The sequence below is a fragment of the Paenibacillus sp. J31R109 genome (genome assembly GCF_059692055.1).
This window is the reverse complement of sequence record NZ_JCAUAR010000011.1, coordinates 105237-126591: the sequence shown is the minus strand read 5'-3', so window position 1 is coordinate 126591 and position 21355 is coordinate 105237. Positions and strand designations below refer to the sequence as shown.

General features: G+C 45.4%; 22 protein-coding genes and 1 riboswitch. Of the genes, 20 read left to right on the top strand and 2 right to left on the bottom strand.

All coding sequences use genetic code 11. From position 1 onward, the window contains the following. Positions 1-4 precede the first annotated feature (4 nt). The 3 genes from AC58QT_RS24345 (at position 5) to AC58QT_RS24335 (ending at position 3872) form a co-directional block, all read left to right on the top strand. The gene (locus tag AC58QT_RS24345) at positions 5-2155 is read left to right on the top strand and encodes a hypothetical protein (RefSeq protein ID WP_497411260.1); all 2151 of its coding nucleotides are present in this window, start codon (positions 5-7) and stop codon (positions 2153-2155) included. Positions 2156-2161: 6 nt separating this feature from the next. Then, the gene (locus AC58QT_RS24340; RefSeq protein WP_310501998.1) at positions 2162-2716 is read left to right on the top strand and encodes a CvpA family protein; all 555 of its coding nucleotides are present in this window, start codon (positions 2162-2164) and stop codon (positions 2714-2716) included. A 541-nt stretch (positions 2717-3257) separates the two neighbouring features. Then, a complete protein-coding gene (locus tag AC58QT_RS24335) occupies positions 3258-3872 on the top strand; it encodes a transposase (protein WP_497411259.1) in 615 nt (204 codons plus the stop codon). Between the two features lie 74 nt (positions 3873-3946). Here AC58QT_RS24335 and AC58QT_RS24330 read toward each other — a convergent pair whose 3' ends face one another. Together AC58QT_RS24330 and AC58QT_RS24325 are read right to left on the bottom strand one after the other, a co-directional pair. After that, positions 3947-4339, bottom strand: a complete 393-nt coding sequence (locus tag AC58QT_RS24330; RefSeq protein ID WP_497411258.1) for a cupredoxin domain-containing protein — start codon at positions 4337-4339, stop codon at positions 3947-3949. Between the two features lie 176 nt (positions 4340-4515). Continuing rightward, positions 4516-4884, bottom strand: a complete 369-nt coding sequence (locus tag AC58QT_RS24325) for a phage holin family protein (protein ID WP_310501995.1) — start codon at positions 4882-4884, stop codon at positions 4516-4518. Positions 4885-5078: 194 nt separating this feature from the next. Between AC58QT_RS24325 and AC58QT_RS24320 the strand changes: the two genes are divergently transcribed. From AC58QT_RS24320 to cobS, 17 genes are all read left to right on the top strand, one after another. Then, the gene (locus AC58QT_RS24320) at positions 5079-7439 is read left to right on the top strand and encodes an endonuclease MutS2 (RefSeq protein WP_497411257.1); all 2361 of its coding nucleotides are present in this window, start codon (positions 5079-5081) and stop codon (positions 7437-7439) included. A 93-nt stretch (positions 7440-7532) separates the two neighbouring features. Next, the gene (locus AC58QT_RS24315; protein WP_497411256.1) at positions 7533-8213 is read left to right on the top strand and encodes a PspA/IM30 family protein; all 681 of its coding nucleotides are present in this window, start codon (positions 7533-7535) and stop codon (positions 8211-8213) included. Positions 8214-8336: 123 nt separating this feature from the next. Then, a complete protein-coding gene (locus tag AC58QT_RS24310) occupies positions 8337-8756 on the top strand; it encodes a DUF350 domain-containing protein (protein ID WP_310501992.1) in 420 nt (139 codons plus the stop codon). Between the two features lie 137 nt (positions 8757-8893). After that, positions 8894-9394, top strand: coding sequence for a hypothetical protein (locus AC58QT_RS24305; protein ID WP_056609397.1), 501 nt, complete (start codon positions 8894-8896; stop codon positions 9392-9394). A gap of 122 nt (positions 9395-9516) precedes the next feature. After that, positions 9517-10743, top strand: a complete 1227-nt coding sequence (locus AC58QT_RS24300) for an MFS transporter (protein ID WP_497411255.1) — start codon at positions 9517-9519, stop codon at positions 10741-10743. A 63-nt stretch (positions 10744-10806) separates the two neighbouring features. Further along, entirely contained in the window at positions 10807-11727 is a 921-nt protein-coding gene (cysK, locus tag AC58QT_RS24295; protein WP_497411254.1) for a cysteine synthase A, read from the top strand. Between the two features lie 198 nt (positions 11728-11925). After that, on the top strand, positions 11926-12417 hold the full coding sequence (locus AC58QT_RS24290) for an Lrp/AsnC family transcriptional regulator (protein ID WP_171630068.1): 492 nt from the start codon (positions 11926-11928) through the stop codon (positions 12415-12417). 15 nt (positions 12418-12432) lie between these two features. After that, positions 12433-13635, top strand: a complete 1203-nt coding sequence (locus AC58QT_RS24285; protein ID WP_310501989.1) for an aminotransferase class I/II-fold pyridoxal phosphate-dependent enzyme — start codon at positions 12433-12435, stop codon at positions 13633-13635. 77 nt (positions 13636-13712) lie between these two features. Continuing rightward, complete coding sequence (locus tag AC58QT_RS24280) at positions 13713-13970, top strand: aspartyl-phosphate phosphatase Spo0E family protein (RefSeq protein WP_310502022.1); 258 nt, start codon at positions 13713-13715, stop codon at positions 13968-13970. Positions 13971-14034: 64 nt separating this feature from the next. Further along, positions 14035-14562, top strand: a complete 528-nt coding sequence (locus AC58QT_RS24275; protein WP_310501988.1) for a hypothetical protein — start codon at positions 14035-14037, stop codon at positions 14560-14562. Positions 14563-14599: 37 nt separating this feature from the next. After that, positions 14600-14752: riboswitch (cobalamin riboswitch) on the top strand. Between the two features lie 152 nt (positions 14753-14904). Further along, on the top strand, positions 14905-15921 hold the full coding sequence (locus AC58QT_RS24270) for an ABC transporter substrate-binding protein (protein ID WP_497411253.1): 1017 nt from the start codon (positions 14905-14907) through the stop codon (positions 15919-15921). Beyond that, positions 15921-16958, top strand: a complete 1038-nt coding sequence (locus tag AC58QT_RS24265; protein WP_497411252.1) for a FecCD family ABC transporter permease — start codon at positions 15921-15923, stop codon at positions 16956-16958. The genes AC58QT_RS24270 and AC58QT_RS24265 overlap by 1 nt, the downstream gene beginning before the upstream one ends. A 5-nt stretch (positions 16959-16963) precedes the next feature. Continuing rightward, on the top strand, positions 16964-17740 hold the full coding sequence (locus tag AC58QT_RS24260) for an ABC transporter ATP-binding protein (protein ID WP_497411251.1): 777 nt from the start codon (positions 16964-16966) through the stop codon (positions 17738-17740). Between the two features lie 20 nt (positions 17741-17760). Beyond that, on the top strand, positions 17761-18918 hold the full coding sequence (locus tag AC58QT_RS24255; RefSeq protein WP_497411250.1) for a nicotinate-nucleotide--dimethylbenzimidazole phosphoribosyltransferase: 1158 nt from the start codon (positions 17761-17763) through the stop codon (positions 18916-18918). A 31-nt stretch (positions 18919-18949) separates the two neighbouring features. Continuing rightward, a complete protein-coding gene (cobU, locus tag AC58QT_RS24250; RefSeq protein ID WP_497411249.1) occupies positions 18950-19516 on the top strand; it encodes a bifunctional adenosylcobinamide kinase/adenosylcobinamide-phosphate guanylyltransferase in 567 nt (188 codons plus the stop codon). A gap of 42 nt (positions 19517-19558) precedes the next feature. After that, positions 19559-20554 carry an adenosylcobinamide-phosphate synthase CbiB gene (gene cbiB / locus AC58QT_RS24245; RefSeq protein ID WP_497411248.1) on the top strand — a complete coding sequence of 332 codons (996 nt, stop codon included), beginning with the start codon at positions 19559-19561 and terminating at the stop codon, positions 20552-20554. Further along, the gene (gene cobS / locus AC58QT_RS24240) at positions 20530-21354 is read left to right on the top strand and encodes an adenosylcobinamide-GDP ribazoletransferase (RefSeq protein ID WP_497411247.1); all 825 of its coding nucleotides are present in this window, start codon (positions 20530-20532) and stop codon (positions 21352-21354) included. Before cbiB ends, cobS begins: the two co-directional genes overlap by 25 nt. The last annotated feature ends 1 nt before the right edge of the window (position 21355 follow it).

Sequence of the window (21355 nt, the reverse complement as noted above, 5' to 3'; positions counted from 1 at the left end):
TAAATTGACTATTGAAGATAAAACACGAATTACTGTTGATATATATGGACACCAATATAAACTCAAAGCCGATACTAGCACGAATCACATGAAGCGTGTGGCTGAATATGTGAATGATCAAATGTTTCGTATTGCCAAAGGATATCCTCGTTTGGATTCGCAGCGAATTGCTGTTTTAGCGGCAGTCAACATGGCGGATGAATGCTTCCGAATGAATGAAATCATGGAAGAGCTCAGCAAGATGCAGAGAGAACAGGAAGCGACCAAAATCGCCTACGAGAAGCTTACATCAAGATATCAAGAACTAAAAGAAGCGGACGACAAGAAACAAACGCTGCTAACCGAGCAGAACGGGCAGTTGCAACAAATGATAGAGCAAGAAAAACAACAGAAGCAAGAAATACTCAAAGTAAAACAGGATCAAGAACAAGCGAATCAGCAGATGCTGCAAATGAAACAAAAGTACGAACTGGGGAAGCAACATTTAGATCAAACCAAGCAACAGCTTGAACAAGTGAAACAACAGCAAGTTCAAAGCAAGCAACAAATCGATCAAGCTAAACACCAGATCGATAAAGCCAAACAACAACAAGATCAAGTGAACAAACAAATTGACCAATTCAAGCAGCAACTCGAGCACGAGAAGAGCCATAGCCTGCAGCTAAGCAAGCAACTTGAACAAGAGAACAGCCAAAGTCTAGAACTAATCCAGCAGCTTGAGCAAGCGAAAAACCGCAGTTTAGAGCTAAACCAACTACTTGAAAATGAGAAAAATCTTAGCATAGAATTAAACCAGAAGCTTGACCATGAGAAGAACCAAGGTCTGCAGTTAAACCAGCAGTTAGATCAAGAAAAGCAACATCATCAACAAAGTAAGCAACAACTCGCACAAGTTCAGCAACAGAAATCACAACAACTTACGAAGCTGGCTGAACAACATAAGGCAGATTTGTCTGCTATTGTCGACAAACATCGCCAAGAGAAAGAAACACTTCAAAACCAGCTGCAAGAAGAGAAACAATTACTTATCCAGTCACATCTTGAGGATAAAGAAATCATAGAACTTCAACATCAAGAAGCACTGGCATTACAGTCCAAGCAAAGCGGTTCTGATATTGACGGTATCCATCAGCACTACCAAGCGCAAATTGAATCTCTAACCAAGGGGCACCAAGACGCTCAAGCGTCTATGGCACTTGAACATCAATCCCAACTAGCGAAGTTAAAACAAGAGCATCAAGGTGCGATATCCCGCATGGCTGAGGAACAACAACTTGCGATAGATCTCATGGCCGAGGAACAACAAGTAGCCATAGCGATCTTGAAAGAAGAACATCAAGCCGCAGTCTCTCTTTTGACGGAAGAACATCAAGCTGAATTAGTAGCGATCTCAGACAGTCATTTAAGTGAGATTGAAACGATTTCTGAAGAGTACCAAACAGAGTTAACAGCAATCGCAGATAAACTTCACAATGAAATTGCCAATCAAACAGATGAGCACCATTTCGAGATTGCGACCTTGACAGAAAGTCACCAAAATGAAGTGGCTTCCATCAAATTAGAGTTGAAATCGCTCTCTGAGCTTCACGACGATGAATCAGCTACTATTGCAAAGAAGCATCATAATGAAATTGCGGCTATTGTACGCGGCCATCACGCCGAAATTCATGCCATTAAACAAAAGCATCAAGCTGAGCTCGAGGTTGCGGCTACTTCTTATCAAGAAGATATAGACTCACTGGCGTTGCTCTATCAGGAAGAAGAAGAGGAAAAGCTTCGACGCTTTGAGGTGGAAAAAGGGGATCTAGAAGGTCATTTCCAAGAACAACAAACCACATTTCAGCAACAGCTTGAGGAACAAAAAGCAGCAATCATTCAACATTATCAAGGCAAAATAGAAGAGTTGCTTGCACAGATGCAGACCGAGCGAAGTACACGTACACAACAGTTTGAAGAAGAGATAGAGCGTATCTTGGCCCAAGTTCAACAGGAGAAAGAAGATCTTCTCCAGATGAATATGAATGATGAAGCACAGCAAGAAGAACTGGTAGCTATTAAAGAAGAGTACAGGAAATTGCGTGAGGAATATGCTAAATTACAAATCGAATACAACGAGTGGATTGAGCTTGTAGAAGCGGATAGCCCGGTTGGGTAGACCGAAGTGACACTGAACACATTAGATTATGTCTTGATGTCGGTTGTTATCTTGGGACTCCTAATTGGCTATTTTAGAGGATTTATCGCTCAGATTGTATCCATTTCGGGTATGATCCTTGCTTATCTTGTTGCTTTTTACTTTTATAAAGATTTAGCGCCTCTACTCAAAAGTGCAATATCGCTGCCAACGTATCAAAATTATGAGAAATATGAATTCATCGTTAAAGGCCTCAATTTAGATGTCTACATCCTAAATGCGATTGCCTTTGCGTTACTATTTTTCAGTGTTAAACTCGCGCTGGTGATCATTGGACGAGCATTGAATATTCTAGCTAAAACGCCGGGACTCAACGCAATTAACCGTTGGAGCGGCGCATTACTAGGGTTGGCTGAAGCGTTGCTTATCATCGTTATTGCAGTTAATGTCATGACGATTATTCCTTCCGATGGTCCTCAGAAGCTTTTAGCAAACTCATCCATTGCACCTTATTTGATTACTGAACTGCCGCAAGTTGCGGGGAAACTCCACGACTTGTGGAAACAAGGAATATCCCTATAAGAAACTACTGCTTTTATTGAAAAAGCGGTAGTTTCTTTTTGTTTTAAGTTTCTTCTCTTCTATTCCTTTCGCCGGATGTATGGGACGAGAGTTTGTATGATGGGGGGTGCTGGAGGGGGGAGTATATCGCAAAAACAATTTTTCTGAAGTATCTACAACTCCAAGTTTCGACATTCCCATTCAATGACTTGCGCCCACCTCTTCTCGAAAAAACGACATTTGATGCGAGTCTGTATTACTGCCTGTGTAGGGATCTCTTCTTGTAATTCTTAAATAAACCTCTCCATTATTTGAATAAAAGTCATCTTGCTTTGCACCAAGAACTGATTCTCCTATCAAGTCAGAAACGGACCTCGGCGAGCCAAATAATATCTACATCCCGACGTAAGCTTAACGAAAGTTTTTGTAGTTATCTCAGAAAATACAAAACTCCGAAATACATCGCTTCAAAAACAAACAAATTTTTCTTTACTTGGAAACAAATGTTCGATATAATAAGTTTATAGAAACAAATGTTCGGTAGAGGGGTGTGAGTCTGATAATGGATATACAACTTATAGGCTCACTAAATAATGCTTTTCAATCAGAAGAAGATTGTGAAAGTTTCTTAATAAAAAGTCGATGGGCCAACGGTTTCTTTTGTCCAAGATGTGATCACGATACATTTTATAAAATAAAGACACGCAATCTACTGGAATGCAAGGAGTGTCGGACACAGATTTCGATAACCGCCGGTACCATTATGCATAAATCTAAGCTACCGTTACTAATTTGGTTTAAAGCTATCCGAATTTTAATCCAAGACGAGATGACCTATTCAATTCCAGTGTTTGCAAGCTTGTTGAGTGTGAACTACCGTACGGCTAAGTTGATACTCGAAAAACTTAAATTAGCCTTGCACAAGCAATATGCACGTATGGGGAAACAAAAGCTGGTTAAACCAATTGAAGAATCCATAGAAGTCGAAAGTGAGCAACATAGGCTAGAAAGGGAAAGTGCGAAACAAAATAAGGATACTAGCGTATTCGACAAGTTTTTATTTAAGAATTCTAGAAATGTTAGATTAGCAAATGCGGACATGTTCGCAAAATGGATGCATGCTTGCTTTTCTGTTTACTTGTATCCTTATTTCTTGCGGTATTTTCAAGTAGACTGACAATTCTCTGCAAATTGGATATAGAAAAAGCCCCATCACGAATTTCGTGATAAGGCTTATCCAATAATAATAAATTATTCAACGATAAGTGTTGATTTCATTGCTGCATGGCCAGCTCCGCACATGATGGAGCAGTTGATTGGGAAAGAACCTGTTTTATCTGGTGTAAAAGTAACAGATTTATTACCATTGTTGAGATTAATGTTGAACTCTTTAATGGCAGCTCCGTGGATACCTTGGGAGTTGTCGAGTGTTATTGTAACGGACTCACCTTTTTTGACGCGGTATTCAGTCTTGTCGAATTGGAAATTGGTAGCTTTTAATACGACTTGTTGACCACCGGATGTAGCTGAGGCAGATGCCGCTGGTGTAGTAGTAGCTTCTGTTGTTTTGGAGTCTTTGTTTCCACATGCTGTGATGGCAATGACGACTGCTAGTCCCATCAATAGAATGGTAAGTTTTTTCATGCGTACCCCTCCGTATACATAATGATTTCCTCATTATTGTACACGACCTATTTCCAAATTACAGTGACAAACTAGTGAAACCACAAAAATAAAAGATCGGCCCGGCGAGTGAGAACGCTGCAGGCCGACCTTTTTTTGGGCTTTACCTTAGCTATCAGCTATGGAAGCTGATAAGTTTATCGACGATCTTCTCTACCCGTGATCCCTTGTTCGAAAGGGGTCTTCACAGGAATGAATAAGTCGATGATCCCAATGACTAAAGCAGCAAGAATGGCACCTATCATACTCGTAGAAACATCATTCACGATGAACTGAGCAGCCCAAATGACTAATGCGCTCACTATAAATCCTACGATTCCTCTGCCGAATGGGGTGATTTGTTTGCCGAAGATTCCCTCAATGATCCAAGCTGCGATAGCGATGACTAGCGCTAAGAAAAAAGCACTCCAAAAACCACCGACTTTAAATCCTGGAACTAACCAGCTTACAAACATTAAAACCAAAGCTGAAACAATAAACCTTACCAGATGTCCAAGAAGATGCATGTCGTGAACCTCCTTCTTTCTGTCATGGTTAAACGGATTTGCAACTCCTATTGGCAGAGGATTAGATGCGTGGGCTTAGTGTATCCAATTTTGTGTTATTTATGGGGGCAGTATCTTCCATATAATCATTGTCTCCGTAGCTAATCAGGTTCCATTTGGTTTATAATATAGGTTAGAGAAAAGAGGTTGGAACATTGAATCCGAAAATAATAAAAACATTAGAATATCAGAAGATTTTATATAAAGTAGCTCATCATGCGTCCACTTCGCTCGGTAAAGATGCCGCAGAGAAGCTGGAGCCTAAAGGGGATTTTGAACTCGTTAAGCTGCGCTTGCAAGCAACGGACGAGGCTGTTAATGTTGAGCGGCTCAAAGGAAATGCTCCTTTTGGCGGAATCCGGGACATTCGCGCACCTCTGCACAGAGCTAGAATCGGCGGTATGCTGAATCCAACTGAGCTTCTTGAAATTTCGACTACGATGTTTGGAACACGTAGATTGAAACGGTTTGTTTTAGCTGCTCATGAGGAATATGCGATTCCGATGCTCAAATCACAAGTGGAATTATTGACTGAAAACAAACAATTAGAAGATAAAATCAATAGCTGTATTGATGAGAATGCGGTTGTTGTAGATGGTGCAAGCCCTGAACTTGGGCGTGTTCGAAGTGAGCTTCGAACGGGCGAAGGGAGAGTGCGCGAGCGTCTGGAACAGATGATTCGTAATTCCTCTGTCCAGAAGATGTTGCAGGATGTGCTTATTACGATTAGGAATGACCGTTTTGTTATTCCGGTGAAGTCGGAGTATCGTTCTAGTTTTGGCGGTATGATTCATGATCAATCAGCCTCAGGGGCGACGCTTTACATCGAACCAGATGCGATTGTGCAGTTAAATAACAAAATTCGTGAGCTCAAGTTCAAAGAAGAAGCGGAGATCGAGAAGATTTTACGTGCGTTGACTGAGCTAGTAGCCGAACAAGTAGAAGTGCTTGTCATGGATGTTGATCAGCTAGCTGAGCTTGATTTTACGTTTGCCAAAGCTGGCTTAGCCAGAGAGCTCAAGGCAACTATGCCAAGATTGAATGACCGCGGCTTTATTAAAATCAAAAAAGGCAGACATCCGCTTATTGCAGCAGACGTTGTAGTACCTCTAGATTTGGAGCTAGGCAATGACTTCTCGCAAATTATTGTTACAGGCCCCAATACGGGAGGAAAGACGGTTTCCCTTAAAACAGTAGGTCTTCTGAGTCTAATGGCGATGTCAGGACTGTTTGTCCCTGCCGAGGAAGGCACGCAACTGTGTGTTTTCGATGCCATTTATGCGGATATCGGAGATGAGCAAAGTATTGAACAAAACTTAAGTACCTTTTCAAGTCATATGACGAATATTATCAGTATTTTGCGCGATATGACGCCGAAAAGCTTAGTATTGCTTGATGAGCTAGGGGCAGGTACGGATCCTGCTGAAGGTTCTGCCTTAGCTATTTCGATCTTGGACTATATCCATCAAATCGGTTGCCGTATTATTGCAACGACGCACTATTCGGAGCTGAAGGCATATGCTTATCAAAAGCAAGGTACGATTAACGCAAGTATGGAGTTTGATATCCAAACCTTAAGCCCGACGTATCGTTTGTTAGTTGGCGTGCCAGGTCGTAGTAATGCATTCGCGATTGCTGAGCGACTTGGATTGTCCCGCCGTATTATTGAACATGCTCGCACACAAGTCGGTGAAGAAGATCAGCGGGTAGAATCCATGATTGCTTCGCTCGAGGAGAATCGCCTAATCGCTGAATCCGAACGATACGTTGCTGAAGAGCTGCGCAGAGAAGCTGAAGCAATGCGTAAATCGCTGGAAGCTCAGCAACTTAAATTTGATGAGCAGCGTGATAAGCTGCTAGAGAAAGCAGAGCGCGATGCTCGCGAAGCTGTTGTCAAAGCCCGCCGCGAGGCCGATGAGGTTATTGCGGACTTGCGTCGCATGGCCCTGGAAGAGGCTGGAGGCGTCAAGGACCACAAGCTCGTTGAGGCAAAGCGGCGACTGGATCAAGCGACACCGGAACTGCGCAGCAAGCAAGTGCGTGCTTTGAAGAAGCGTCCTGAGCGCATTGAGGCAGGGGATGAGGTCCGGGTCATTTCATTAGGACAAAAAGGGCACGTTGTTGATCTTGTGGGAACGACCGAAGCTAATGTTCAACTAGGTATTATGAAAATGAAAGTTCAGTTATCCAACCTTGAGAAAACCGGAAATGCGCCACAATCAAAGCAACCGCAGAAAGTCGCCACGACTTTGAAGCGGACTCGCGATGATAATGTCAAAATGGAATTGGATATGCGCGGCATGAATATGGAAGAGGCTTTGATAGAGGCAGACCGCTTCTTAGATGAATCTTTCTTGAGCAATTTCGGCCAAGTGTATTTAATTCACGGGAAAGGCACAGGGGTGCTTCGAACCGGGATGCAAGAATATTTGCGTCGACATAGGCACGTGAAAAGCTATCGCATGGGCAATTACAATGAAGGTGGAGCTGGAGTTACCGTTGTTGAATTGAAATAACTTTATAAATTTATATCCTTTTTGAAACTCATTCTTTGGTAGTGCGTATGAAATAGGTATAGAAGAGTATTAAACCTTAGGAGGAATTTTAGAATGGGAATTTTCAAAAGACTTCGTGATATGACTATGGCTTCAATCAATGATTTGTTGGATAAGGCAGAAGATCCTGTTAAAATGTTAAATCAGTTTTTACGTGATATGGAAGAAGATATCTTGGAAGCAGAAACTGCAGTAGCGAAGCAAATTGCGATCGAGAAGAGATTCAAGCTGCAAGTTGAAGAGTCTGAAGAAATGGTAACGAAACGTACAGAGCAGGCTATGAAAGCCCTTGAAGCAGGGAATGAGGATTTGGCCCGCCGCGCACTGCAAGATAAAAAAGAACACCAAGGTCGTTATGATGAGTTGAAACGTCAATATGATCTTGCCAAAACGAACGCGGATCAACTTCGTGCACAATTGACGGAGATGAAAGACGAGTTCACGAAAATGAAAAACAAAAAGGATTTGTTAATTGCTCGTGCTGAAACAGCCAAAGCGCAAAAACAAATCAACCAAGCGATGTCTGGTTTTGGTACAGACAATGCAGCAAAAGGTTTCGATCGCATGAGCGAGAAAGTTCTTCAAATGGAAGCTGAAGCACAAGCAAGCGGAGAGATTCGCGCTAAAAACCGCAGTTTAGATGATGAGTTGGATCAGCTAGGTGCAAGCAGCAGCGGAATTGATGATGAGCTGGCAGCAATGCGTGCAAAGCTTGCTGAAAAAAAACAATCCTAATGTTATAATAGATGTACCTGCGAGAGACTGAGTCATACTCAGTCTCTACTACCATATATAGGGATTAAGGGATCTTTAATCGTTAAAGTCTCTCTACTTGTGTAAAGGAAGGCAGGAGATGATATGAACGAAGAGGTGGATGTCTTGTTAAGTAACCCGTATTTAGCAACGCTTGCTTTTTTTGCTGTAGCAGTGGTCGCGCTTGTTGTTTTCCTTACCATCTTTGAAATGGTTACAAAGTACGACGATTGGGCTGAGATTAAAAAAGGCAATTTATCGGTTGCTATGGCAACTGGTGGGAAAATTTTTGGGATTTGTAACTTGTTCCGCTTCGCCATTCTAAACAATGACACCATGATTAATTCTCTGATATGGGCTGGCTTTGGGTTCGTGCTTTTGTTGGTCGCTTACTTTATTTTTGAATTCTTAACGCCTTATTTTAAAATTGATGAGGAAATTAAGAAGGACAATCGCGCGGTTGGTTTCTTGTCCTTAACGTTATCAGTGTCCTTATCCTATGTGGTCGGAGCATGTGTAACATAGTATTATACATAGTTTTGGAGGCTTAAAGAATGAAATACCTGTGGGGAACCTTGTTTGCTATAGCGCTTGTGTTTGTAGCGGCAGGGGTTTATTATGTATGGAAATATGCATAAAGCAATTAGCTGGAGGATTTCGCAATGAGTAGCAATGAAGAAGTTGTATGTCCGTGGTGCCAAACAGAGATCGTATGGGATCCTGAGATTGGACCTGAAGACGAGTGTCCGCACTGTTTTAATGAATTGAATGATTACCGGAGCATTGATCTAAAGGTGAAACAAACAGGTCAAAAGCTGCGTTTTAATGAACAAGAATACGCTGAGTCCGATGAGGATTTATCTTTGGCTTGGGATGATTCCGATGAACCGCTAGATAAGTATGGCGAAAAAGTTCAACAATTAACGGATGAGCAGGAAGAAGCGCCAGAGTGCTCGAGTTGTCATGAATTCTTGCTTCTTGCAGGAACCGAAGTGACGAGCGGAGCTTCCTTTACGCCAACGATTCCTAAGACGCTAGGAAGTGCATTCCTGACAGGTCCGTTTACGACGGATGTCTATGTATGTCCTTCTTGCTTCAGAGTGGAAAAAGTGCTCTCAGATACGGACCGATTACTGATGGTAGAACGGATCAAATCGGAATAACAGCCACAGATACGAACCGAATCCTTTTGGATTCGGTTTTTTTGCGCGTATTCGCCTCATATTTTCACTTCAAAGGGGAAGCTTAACAAGAGCTTACATGCATCAAAGTGAGGAGGAGGCTTATGCAAACGAATCAAGCGAATGTGAAAAGCAAAGGGAAGCTGGATGCTCAAGCGATCCTTTTGCTAGTTGTTCACGCGTTATTTGGCGGAGCCAACGCGCTATCAGGCACATTCGTCGGCGTGTATCTTTGGAAAGCCAAAAACGATTTTACGTTAATCGGCTGGTTTACTTTAACGACGCATTTGACGATGGCTATTACCTTTTGGTTAGCTGGAAAATGGGTGAAGGAACATAATAAAATGAACTGCTTACGTGTTGGTGTATCCATATCAGCATGCTTTTACATGCTAGTGCTTTGGATGGGGACCAGCAGTGTCCACTATTTTGTTTGGCTAGGCATGGTACAAGGGATCTCGGTAGGTTTGTTCTGGATAGCCTTCAATGTCGTTTACTTTGAAGTGACAGATCCGGATAACCGGGATCGATTCAATGGTTGGGTCGGCCTTTTGGGCGCAGGTGCGGGTATCATTGCTCCATGGATTTCAGGGTTACTCATTGTCAATCTAGGTGATGGAACGGGATATCGGCTTATCTTTTCTATATCGCTTGGTATATTTCTGTTAGGCGTAGTCATCAGCTTTTTTCTGAAAAAAAGAAAATTGAGTGGTACTTACGAATGGCTGCTGCCATTACGGATATTAAGACAAGCGGAAACACCGTGGAAGCGGGTAAGTCTGGCTTTGCTTTTTCAAGGAGTCCGTGAGGGTGTCTTTGGCTTTATGATTGGTTTGCTCGTGTACATATCGACTTCAAGTGAAGCCAGCTTAGGGAATTTCGCTCTAATTACTTCATCCGTAGCGCTAGTTAGCTTCTGGGCAGCAGGGCGTTTCATTCGACCTTCTTTTCGCAAAATGAGTATGTTGATTGGCTCGGTCATGGTTGTTCTCGTCATTTTGCCGTTCTTCTGGACCATAAAATTCAGTACCTTGCTGATGTTTGGGATAGGGTCAGCACTCTTTTTCCCAATGTACTCTATTCCTATGGTTTCTGTTGTCTTTGATTTGATTGGATCGGATGATCAGAGTGCGAAGCAAAGGGAAGAATACATTGTTTTGCGTGAGCTGTCACTGAATGTGGGGCGCGTATTGGGAGTTCTGCTTTTCATTTGTGTCATTTCTTGGAGCAAGGAGCCCCTTGTTATCAACGTACTGATGCTGACAATTGGAAGCTCGACGTTCTTCTCCTGGGTATTCATCAGAAATCAGCTGCGGGCAACGAAGTCTTGACAGGGACTAGGTTTCCACATGAAAATGTGAGTAGCATGATTATGGGTTGAGGAGGGGGCACCAATGCCGCCAAAAATGGTGAATAGCATCACAGAGCTGATCGGAGATACCCCCGCAGTGAGAGTTAAACGATTAGTAGAGCCGGAAGCCGCGGAGCTGTACGTGAAATTGGAGTATTTCAATCCGAGCGGAAGCGTGAAGGATCGCGCTGCTTGGAATCTGATTGAGCAGGCTGAAAAGTCAGGTCATCTCGTGCCAGGAGCGACGATCATAGAGCCAACAAGCGGAAATACGGGAATTGGACTTGCGATGAACGCGGCGGCTAAGGGATATAAGGCGATTTTGATTATGCCGGATAATATGAGCAAGGAACGGATAAATATCCTGAAAGCCTACGGCGCGGAAGTTGTTCTCACGCCAGCAGCTTTGCGAATGCCAGGTGCAATTGCTAAGGCTGTGGAGCTAAGGGATCAAATTCCTGGCAGCTTCATCCCCCAGCAGTTTGAGAATCCGGCGAATCCGAGTATTCATCGCGTTACGACAGCACCGGAGATTTTGCAGCAAATGGAAGGGCACCTAGATGCCTTTGTCGCCACTTCAGGAACGGGCGGTACGATTACAGGAACAGGTGAGGTACTTCGGGAACAGCTGCCGAATATTCAGATTTATGTCGTAGAGCCAAAGGGGTCACCCGTGCTTTCTGGCGGCAGCCCAGGACCGCATAAGCTGGTGGGTACAAGCCCAGGCTTTGTTCCAGCCATTTTGAATACCAGCGTCTATGATGAAATTGTGCAAGTGTCGGATGAGGATGCCATCCAAACGATGAGAGATTTGGCGAGTAAGGAAGGCATTCTAGTCGGCCCTTCAGCTGGAGCCTCGGTATGGACAGGGATACAGGTGGCAAGGAAGTTAGGGGCAGGTAAACGAGTGCTCTGTATTGCGCCAGATACGGGCGAACGGTATTTAAGTATGGATCTCTTTTAGCTTGGTATAAGTTAAATATTGGAAGATAAGAGCCATGTGGAGGTCATCCAATGGCTTTTTATTTTGTCAATCGAAGTGGAATTTTCAAATATATATAAATATTCTGCCATTCTCCGCGATCAGTAATTGAATTAGGACATCGATTCATTGTAAGATGAATGGATGAATGAAACATATCTCAGAAAGGTAGGTTTAACCATGGATACTTTGAAGCTTAAAATTCTCGATTTACTAAAGGAAGACGCCCGCAGGAGCGCGGATCTGATCGCCACCATGTTAGGAACGGCGGAGGCCGATGTTGCGCGAGCGATAAGCGAGATGGAAGCGGATAAGGTCATTGTCAAATACGCGACAGTCGTGAACTGGAGTAAAGTAGATGACGAAAAGGTTACCGCCCTAATTGAAGTGCAAATTACGCCGGAGCGCGGACGCGGGTTTGATGCGATTGCGGAACGGATCTATTTATATCCAGAAGTCAAATCGGTTTATCTTATGTCTGGTGCATATGATCTGCTCGTTGAAATCGAGGGCAGCTCGCTTAAGCAGGTGGCTTCTTTTGTTTCTAATAAGCTGTCACCAATTGACCGCGTACTTTCTACAAAAACGAATTTTATTTTGAAAAAATACAAACAAGACGGCATTATTTTCGAAGATCAGGAAGATGATCACCGAATGCTTGTATCGCCGTAAGGGAGAGGTAGCGCTATGATCAAGGATGAGACTACGATTCAATCAAGCAAAAAATCAATGAAGGACTACCTCGCCCCTGCGGTACGAGAGATGAAACCGTCTGGCATTCGGAAGTTTTTTGATCTCGTAAGCAATAGTAAAGAGGATATCATCTCGCTAGGTGTGGGTGAACCAGACTTTTCAACCCCATGGCACGTTCGTGAAGCGGCTGTGCATTCCTTGGAGCGTGGTAGAACCAAATATACGCCAAACTCTGGTATTCCTGAGCTCCGCGAAGCAATTGCGAACTATTTGTATACGTCTTTTAAAGTAAAATATGAGCCATCCAATGAAGTGCTCGTAACCGTCGGGGGCAGTGAAGCTATTGATCTAGCGCTTCGCTCATTGATTACACCTGGGGATGAGATTCTGATTCCTGAGCCATGTTACATTTCATATTCGCCGATCACTGCCATTAGTGGTGGTGTGCCAGTAGGTATCGAAACATTTGCAAAGGATCAGTTCAAACTGACGGAGAAGGCGCTTCGCGATGCGATTACGCCAAAATCTAAAGTATTAATTCTCTGCTATCCTAGTAATCCAACTGGCGGTATCATGACATATGAAGACTGGCTGCCGATTGCGAAAGTTGTTGAAGAGCATGATCTAATTGTCATCTCCGATGAAATTTATGCGGAATTGACTTACGGCCAGAAGCATGTGAGCTTCGCAGCAGTTCCAGGGATGCAGGATCGGACGATTCTCGTTAGCGGGTTCTCGAAGGCTTTTGCCATGACAGGCTGGCGGATGGGATATGCGTGCGGACATAGAGAGCTTATCTCGGCGATGACCAAGATTCATCAGTATACCGTCATGTGTGCTCCAGTCATGGGGCAAGTAGCTGCCCATGAAGCGTTAACCAATGGATTGGAAGAGAAAGATCGGATGATTGAATCCTATAATCAACGGAGACGATTGGTTGTCAAAGGCTTCCGTGAAGTTGGACTCGAATGTCATGAACCCCAGGGCGCTTTCTATGCATTCCCAAGTATTGTCGCAACAGGGTTAACTTCCGATGAATTTGCACAACGTCTGTTGTATGAGTCTAAGGTTGCTGCAGTACCTGGCGATGTATTTGGATTAGGTGGAGAAGGCTTTCTACGGTGCTCTTATGCCTATAGTGTTTCCCAACTGAATGAAGCATTAGAGAGAATCGGTAATTTCTTGCGGAAATTATAATATTCTTAATAAATTCATATGTTCATAGGAGACGAAAACTGGTATTCTAAGAGTAAGGAGGGATGAGCGTGGCTTTTATGGAGTATCAGCTTACTAACTTTCAGAAGCAATTTCAAATTCGAGAGCAAGAGTTCGGACAGCGATGGCTGACCAGAAATGCCAAGAAGCAACATTCCCTAACTGTACTTGAAGAAGAGATCAATACGTTGCGAAGAAAAATGGAACAGATGGTCATGGAAGGTCGAGAAATGACATCTGATGCGGTTGTTGAATTAAGCACAATGCTGGATCACAAAATAAATGAATATATGACATCTGGAAAGAAAAGTCGGTGAAAACCGACTTTTCTGGCGACTATCGACAAAATAGAGAGAGTACTTAACGGAGGGAATTACATACATGAAGGCAAAATGGTTACTCGGTGTCATGTTAGGAATGATGCTCTTACTTACCGCTTGTGGTGGACCAAAAGCAGATGTATCGGTATTTATGATGGGACCTAACGGGTTTCCAAGTGAAGCGGCTGAGAAGTTGGAACTATCTTTGAAAGATAAGGTTGGGGAGCTTCCTACCGTAAAGCTGAATACATCTCCTATTTTTTCAATGGAAAAGATGATTGTTGAGCTGGCTGCTGGTGGTAACGGCATCTTCATCTTGGGAGAAGAACAGTTCAAGGGCTTGAGTAATCAAGCAGGATTCGTCTCTTTGGATAATACAATTAATCCTTCGGATTACCCGGATGGTGTTATCGAAATCAAAGAAGAAGGCAAAGCAGCGGAAAAGCACTTATATGGTATTCCGCTCGCAGGCAACAAATGGATGAAAGAGCAAGGTTATGAGGGCAAAGGTTTATATGCGTTCATTCCACAGAATGCTCCCAAAATGGACGAGGCCTTGAAAGTGATGAAGATTATTGCACAAAAGTAAGCGAGCGTCTATAATCGACCATAGCTTGATCGTATCCAAATAATTTGCAACTATAGGTACTAGTAAGCTTCCACACGGATGGTTATTAGTTTAGGGGAAGCCGGTTCAAATCCGGCACGGTCCCGCCACTGTAATTCAGTCTTGCGAAAGACGGAAGAGTCAGGATACCTGCCTATAGTGCCGATACAACATCCTTCGAGGAAAAGGATCGCGTTAAATCAGGAAGCAACGTATACGTGTTCGTTGCCCAATACCGCGATTTATCGTCCCCTTGTTCCTCGTGAACAAGGGGATTTTTTGTTTGGATTGAGGATGGAAAATAAAGAAAAGAGGGTTTATGTGATGACACAAAACAAGTTCAAAAAAGGTCTTATTCTTTCATTAGCGGTTGCGACAGCGATCTCATTGGCAGCATGTGCGAAAAAGGAAACGGAAATAACGGATCCATCGAAGCTTGGCGGTTCGGGTACCAAAGCACCAACAACGACAGCATCATCAGCGCCTGTGGCAGCGAAGAAAACGACGTATCCGTTGAAAGTGAAAGATGCGACAGGAAAAGAGTTTACGTTCGACAAAGCGCCAGAACGAATCGTTTCCGTGTCACCATCAGAGACAGAATCACTGTTTGCGATTGGGCTAGAAGCGAATATTGTCGGTGTATCGGATTTCGACGATTATCCGGAAGCGGCTAAAGCAAAGCCAAAGCTAGGCAGTATTACGAAGCCAAACATGGAAGCAGTCATTGCTTCGAATGCAAGCATTGTTTTCTCTGGTGTCTCCATGACGGCTAAAGTTGTTGACGATTTACGTGCAGCGAACATTAACGTCTTTAAAGTGGATCCCAAAACATTAGATGATGCCATGAGCAACATTCTAACATTCGGACAGATTACAGATCATCAAGAGCAAGCGGAGAAAGTTGTCAACAAAATGAAAGCAGACCGTCAAAAAGTAGTCGATGCTGTGAAAGATGTGAAACAAGAGAATAAGAAAAAAGTGTACATGGAGTTTGCACCTGGCTGGACTGTGGGAAGCGGTGTGTTCATGGATGAATTGATCACCCTGTCTGGGGGGATTAACGTTGCTGCGGATAAAGCAGGATGGTATGAAATCAGTGAAGAGAAAATCATTCAACAGAACCCGAACGTGATCTTATTCGCAAATGGAATCGTCGACATCAAAAGTAAGAAGCCGTTAGAAGAAATTATTCGTACACGCGGTGGCTGGGATGCCATTGATGCGGTGAAAAATAAACGTGTGATAGGTCTCGACCAGAACTCCGTAAGTCGCCCAGGTCCGAGATTGACGGATGGGTTGCTGGAAATGGCGAAAGGAATCTATCCTGAATTGGTGAAATAATGAAAAGAAAATTGATGCTTGGGGGAGGAGTAGGATTAATACTCCTTCTTCTTTCTATTGTGGTGAGTTTATCCATTGGCTCGGCTCAACTTCCGCTTTCCCATATTGTGGGGATATTAAGTAAGCATATGCCTTGGTTAGGCAGTCATATTGAAGTGACTTGGCCGCAATCCTCGGAACAAATCATAAATAAAGTGCGAATTCCTCGTGTGATACTGGGTATTCTTGTTGGGGCTGTACTCTCCATTGCGGGAGCTGGTTTCCAAGGGGTTCTTCGTAATCCACTAGCTGATCCCTACTCACTAGGTGTATCTTCAGGCGCCTCCGTAGGAGCTGCTTTTCTTATTTATTTCGGGTTGCAATTCGCTTGGTTCGGGCAATGGTCGATACCAGTTGTGGCTTTTGCGACAGGCCTAATTTCGCTGTTCTTAGTTTTGAAACTGGCACTGATTGAAGGAAAGCTGAAGATGGAAACGTTGATTTTATCCGGCGTCGTCATGCAAGCCTTTCTAGGCGCGATCGTGTCGTTCCTGGTATCGATTTCGAATCAAACCATAAATGAAATTATTTTCTGGCTCATGGGCAGTCTAGCAATGCGCGGATGGTCATATACGTATATGATTTCACCTTATCTCGTAATAGGCGTCGTGATTCTGTTAGGCTATGCGAGATCCTTAAATCTACTTGCACTGGGGGAGCGTCAAGCTGCTCATCTCGGTGTTCATGTGGAGCGTACCAAATTAATCGTGCTGATCGTATCGACTTTAATTACGGCCGCAGCCGTGTCTGTGGCAGGGGTGATCGGCTTTGTTGGATTAATCGTGCCGCACTTGGTGCGACTGTTGGTAGGTCCGGATTATCGACTAATCATTCCTTTATCTGCGATTTGCGGAGGGATTTATGTGTTGTGGGCGGACACGTTGGCTCGAACTCTCCTCAGTCCTACCGAAATTCCACTGGGAGTGATCACGGCGTTTCTGGGTGCGCCATTTTTTGCCTATCTGCTCCATAAAGACAAGAAAACGTTAAGAGGTTGATGACGATGATTAAAGTGGAGCAGCTTTTTCAGAGCTTTCGCGAGCAGCAAGTGCTAGAGAATATGAGCTTTGAGGTTGGGCAGGGAGAGTTTTTTGGAATCATAGGCCCCAATGGGAGCGGTAAATCAACATTGTTACGACTGCTATCTGGCATGGATCCTGTCATCAATGGGAGTGTGCTTTTACAAGGAAAGAAGGTATCCTCCTATTCACGAAAAGACCTGGCCAAGTGGCTTGCTGTGCTTCAGCAGGATGCATTGCCACCCGTTGGCTTTACGGTGCGTGAAGTTGTTGAGATGGGGCGTTATCCTTTTCAAAATTGGCTTGGTGAAGATCGAACAGAATCGAATGGACTCATTGATGCGATTATTAAAAAGCTGGAGTTAGAAACGCTCGTTGATCGAACGATTGAGCGGCTGAGTGGAGGAGAAAGACAGCGTGTTGCACTTGCCAAAGTCATGGCACAGCAACCAAGCTTGCTTATGTTGGATGAACCTACCACCTTTCTTGATATCGGTTATCAGATACAAATGATGGATTATATTCGAAGCTGGCAGGAAGAATCGGCGCTTACGGTTGTAGCCGTGTTGCATGATTTGAATTTGGCAGCGCAGTATTGTACACGATTAATGATCGTGCACGAGGGGCGGGTAACCGCCATTGGAACGCCAGCAGATATCATTACGAGTGAACAAATTGCTGACGTTTATGGAACAGAACCTATTGTTCTCAAACACCCAGTGAGTGAAGTGCCACAGATTTTATTACAGCCTGGTAAATAATGAAGGACCGGAGGAGAAAGATGATGAACCGAATACAACAATTAATTCATGCGATCAAACCTGTCGATCAAGAGTCTGCTCATCAAGCCAATGAGCATTTGAACCAATTGACGAAGCCCCAAGGAAGCTTAGGAAAGCTTGAGGATATTGCGCGCCAAGTTGCAGGGATAACGGGTGAAGTAATGCCGACTTTTGAAAAAAAAGCGGTTATCGTTATGGCCGGTGATCATGGTGTTTGTGAGGAAGGCATCAGTGCGTTTCCAGCGGCAGTGACACCGCAAATGGTGCTAAATTTTCTGTATGGCGGAGCTGCAGTCAATGTATTAGCAAGACATGCTGGAGCAGAAGTGGTTTGTGTGGATATGGGAGTCAATGCGGATTTGGAGCATCCGAATCTCGTGTCGCGCAAAGTTCGAAAAGGCACGCGCAATATGGCGTTAGAAGCAGCTCTTACGCTGGAAGAGACGATTGAAGCGATCGTAGCAGGCAGTGAAATTGTAGACGAATTAGTGGCAAAAGGGTATCGTCTTTTCGCCACAGGTGAAATGGGAATTGGTAATACGACGGCGAGTGCCGCGATCTTGTGTGCGTTGACGGGTGTCGATGCAGGTCTTGCTGTTGGCCGTGGGACAGGAATTGATGATGCCACTTGGCTGCATAAGCAGTCGGTTGTGAATAGGGCGTTGCATGTGAATGGGTTGACTGGGCGGGGTGTGAGTGCAGGTGCGAGTGCAGGTGCAAGTGCAAGTGCAAGTGCAAGTGCAAGTGCAAATGCAAATGCAAATGCAAATGCGAGTGCAGGCTCAAGTGGTGATTATGCACTTGAGGTGTTGAGCAAGGTCGGCGGGTTAGAGATCGCCGGACTTGTTGGGGTGATCCTCGGTGCAGCGAAGCATCGCTGCCCGGTTGTCGTCGACGGCTTCATCTCGTCGACAGCGGCGCTCGTGGCGAGCCGATTAGCCCCGCTAAGCGCGTCCTACATGCTCGCCTCGCACTTATCACAGGAGCAAGGGCACACGAAGGTGCTCGAGTCGGTTGGCCTCGCAGCGATGCTGCAGATGGATATGCGGCTGGGCGAAGGCACGGGCGCTGTGCTCGCATTCCACTTGATCGATGCCGCAGGCAAGATCATGCAGGAAATGGCGACCTTCGAAAGCGCAGGCGTATCGAGAGGGTAATGGTCATAGCAGAGAGAAGGAGGCGGGCACGATGGCGGTTCTGGTAACGGGCGGCGCGCGCAGCGGCAAAAGCTCTTTTGCAGAGAAGCTGGCGATGCAACGCAGCAAGCAGGGGGTGTACATCGCGACCTCCCACATCTACGATGAGGAAATGAGGGAGCGGGTGGAGTTGCACCAGCAGATGAGGCTTCAATCGGGATACCCTTGGGAAGCCCGGGAGGAGCCGTATGCGCTGGGGGCTTGTCTTGAACAGCTGCACGAGAGCAGCGAGAGTGAAGGGGCAGTGGTGTTAGTGGACTGTCTGACACTATGGCTGACGAACTGGCTCCTCCACTATGAAGGCATGAGTGATGCAGTGCAACTTGTTACGAAGCAAATTGACGAACTTGTGGAAGCCGTGTCCTCCTACAGTGGACAACTCATCCTAGTTACGAATGAAGTGGGCGATGGTATTGTGCCTGAATACCCGCTAGGCCGTCAGTTTAGAGATTTGGCCGGACGGATGAATCAGCGCGTGGCTGAAGTGTGCCAGCAGGTATTTTTGGTTACAGTCGGTATCCCGATCGAACTTAAGAGCAGAGCTTACGTAATTGAATAAGTTGTTGGATGCAAATGCAAAGTTTGGAATGGTGAAACCCTAATGTGGATTTATACATGGCAGGAAATCGTCTGGATGACGGCAGCTGCAATTGCTTTGGACTGGATGATTGGGGATCCCAAATGGCCCACTCATCCTGTTATTATAATGGGCCGCTGGATACGCTGGGTCGAGGATAGACTGCATCCCAAAGAAGAGACAAAGAATGGGCTAGTGGGGCAACCCAGATGGCTTCGAATGAAAGGTGCACTGCTCACGCTTTCTACCATCACACTGAGCTTTGTTGTTGTTCTTGTGCTCGTGCATTTTGCAAACGATATTCATCGCTGGTTAGGGTATGCGGTGTCAACCTGGCTGATCTCCACAACGGTGGCGATCAAAGGATTAAAGGACGCCGCGTATCTGGTCTACCGTCCGCTGCGCGAGGGCAATCTCGCGGATGCTCGCAAGTACACCGGCTACATCGTTGGCCGGGATACCGATGCGCTCCACGAGGAGGAGCTCACGCGAGCCGTCGTGGAGACGGTCGCGGAGAACATCGTGGACGCGGTCATCGCGCCCTTGTTCTATGCGCTCATCGGCGGTGCGCCGCTGGCGATGCTGTACCGTGCATCGAATACGCTGGATTCGATGGTCGGCTACCGAAATGACAGATACCGTCATTTCGGCACCGCGTCGGCCCGCTGGGACGACGCGATGAACTGGATCCCGGCGCGGCTCACCGGGATCCTGCTTGTCCTCGTGGCCCTGGCGAAGCCGGGCCTCTCAGCACCTCGCGCGGCGGCGGCAATTCGCCGTTTCGTGCATCTACACCCCAGCCCGAACAGCGGGATCCCAGAGTCGGCGGTAGCCGGGGCACTCGGGATCGAGCTTGGCGGGCTGAACATCTATGGCGGCGCGGCGAGTGAGCGCGCCCGCCTGGGCTGGCCGCTGCGCCCGCGTACGCAGCGGGATATTGTGCACGCCGTGAGCATGCTATACGGCGTCAGTTTTGTAGTGATGGGAGGACTCCTATGCGTCATACTCATGTTTGGGTAGACTGGCTGCGAGCTTGTCTAGCCGCCTTCCAATTCCTAACGCGTCTGCCGATTCCGGTGCAGATTGATTATAACGAGCGCGTGTTTCAGCGCAGCTCCATATTTTACCCCCTTGTTGGTTTTGTAATCGGACTCATTCTTCTGTTCGCTGGCAATCTACTATCCCACGTACTGCCAACCATGCCAGCAGCGGTCTTGCTCCTGACACTCTGGGTCGTTCTCACAGGCGGACTGCATCTTGATGGTCTAATGGATACCGCAGATGGGATTCTCAGTCATCGCCCCCGCGAGCAAATGCTCGAGATCATGAAGGATAGCCGCGTTGGTGCGATGGGCGTTATCGTGTGTGTCCTGCATGTATTACTAAAATTTTCCTTGCTTCATACCATGTTGGATGCGAACCATGCAGCGGAACGAGGAAGTCTCCTTATCCTACTGGCGGTCGTACCGATATGGAGTCGTTGGTTCATGGTGGCAGCCATTCGCATGTGGCCTTACGCACGGCCGAATTCGGGGTTAGGCAGCCTGTTCCGTGGCGTTAATATCACGCATGTCACGGTATCCCTTTTAGTAGCTCTATTAACAACTACGCTATTGATTTTCAGTAGCAGCAGCCTAACAACTTTACCCAACTGGAGCATGATCCTAAGCTTTTTGATCATGACTATGCTTGTAGGAAGTGGGATTGCAGCTTATATCAGCAGCAAGCTTGGAGGACTTACCGGAGATACCTATGGTGCGCTAAATGAGCTGCTGGAGAGCATACTTTTACTTGCCGTCATCATCCTCATTGGTGTGTAAG

Bases quoted from the DNA above. Each gene is read 5' to 3' on its own strand.
- AC58QT_RS24335 (WP_497411259.1), top strand. From the start codon at position 3,258: ATGGATATACAACTTATAGGCTCACTAAATAATGCTTTTCAATCAGAA.
- AC58QT_RS24330 (WP_497411258.1), bottom strand. From the start codon at position 4,339: ATGAAAAAACTTACCATTCTATTGATGGGACTAGCAGTCGTCATTGCC.
- AC58QT_RS24325 (WP_310501995.1), bottom strand. From the start codon at position 4,884: ATGCATCTTCTTGGACATCTGGTAAGGTTTATTGTTTCAGCTTTGGTT.
- AC58QT_RS24315 (WP_497411256.1), top strand. From the start codon at position 7,533: ATGGGAATTTTCAAAAGACTTCGTGATATGACTATGGCTTCAATCAAT.
- AC58QT_RS24310 (WP_310501992.1), top strand. From the start codon at position 8,337: ATGAACGAAGAGGTGGATGTCTTGTTAAGTAACCCGTATTTAGCAACG.
- AC58QT_RS24305 (WP_056609397.1), top strand. From the start codon at position 8,894: ATGAGTAGCAATGAAGAAGTTGTATGTCCGTGGTGCCAAACAGAGATC.
- AC58QT_RS24300 (WP_497411255.1), top strand. From the start codon at position 9,517: ATGCAAACGAATCAAGCGAATGTGAAAAGCAAAGGGAAGCTGGATGCT.
- cysK (WP_497411254.1), top strand. From the start codon at position 10,807: ATGCCGCCAAAAATGGTGAATAGCATCACAGAGCTGATCGGAGATACC.
- AC58QT_RS24290 (WP_171630068.1), top strand. From the start codon at position 11,926: ATGGATACTTTGAAGCTTAAAATTCTCGATTTACTAAAGGAAGACGCC.
- AC58QT_RS24285 (WP_310501989.1), top strand. From the start codon at position 12,433: ATGATCAAGGATGAGACTACGATTCAATCAAGCAAAAAATCAATGAAG.
- AC58QT_RS24280 (WP_310502022.1), top strand. From the start codon at position 13,713: ATGGAGTATCAGCTTACTAACTTTCAGAAGCAATTTCAAATTCGAGAG.
- AC58QT_RS24275 (WP_310501988.1), top strand. From the start codon at position 14,035: ATGAAGGCAAAATGGTTACTCGGTGTCATGTTAGGAATGATGCTCTTA.
- AC58QT_RS24270 (WP_497411253.1), top strand. From the start codon at position 14,905: ATGACACAAAACAAGTTCAAAAAAGGTCTTATTCTTTCATTAGCGGTT.
- AC58QT_RS24265 (WP_497411252.1), top strand. From the start codon at position 15,921: ATGAAAAGAAAATTGATGCTTGGGGGAGGAGTAGGATTAATACTCCTT.
- AC58QT_RS24260 (WP_497411251.1), top strand. From the start codon at position 16,964: ATGATTAAAGTGGAGCAGCTTTTTCAGAGCTTTCGCGAGCAGCAAGTG.
- AC58QT_RS24255 (WP_497411250.1), top strand. From the start codon at position 17,761: ATGATGAACCGAATACAACAATTAATTCATGCGATCAAACCTGTCGAT.
- cobU (WP_497411249.1), top strand. From the start codon at position 18,950: ATGGCGGTTCTGGTAACGGGCGGCGCGCGCAGCGGCAAAAGCTCTTTT.
- cbiB (WP_497411248.1), top strand. From the start codon at position 19,559: ATGTGGATTTATACATGGCAGGAAATCGTCTGGATGACGGCAGCTGCA.
- cobS (WP_497411247.1), top strand. From the start codon at position 20,530: ATGCGTCATACTCATGTTTGGGTAGACTGGCTGCGAGCTTGTCTAGCC.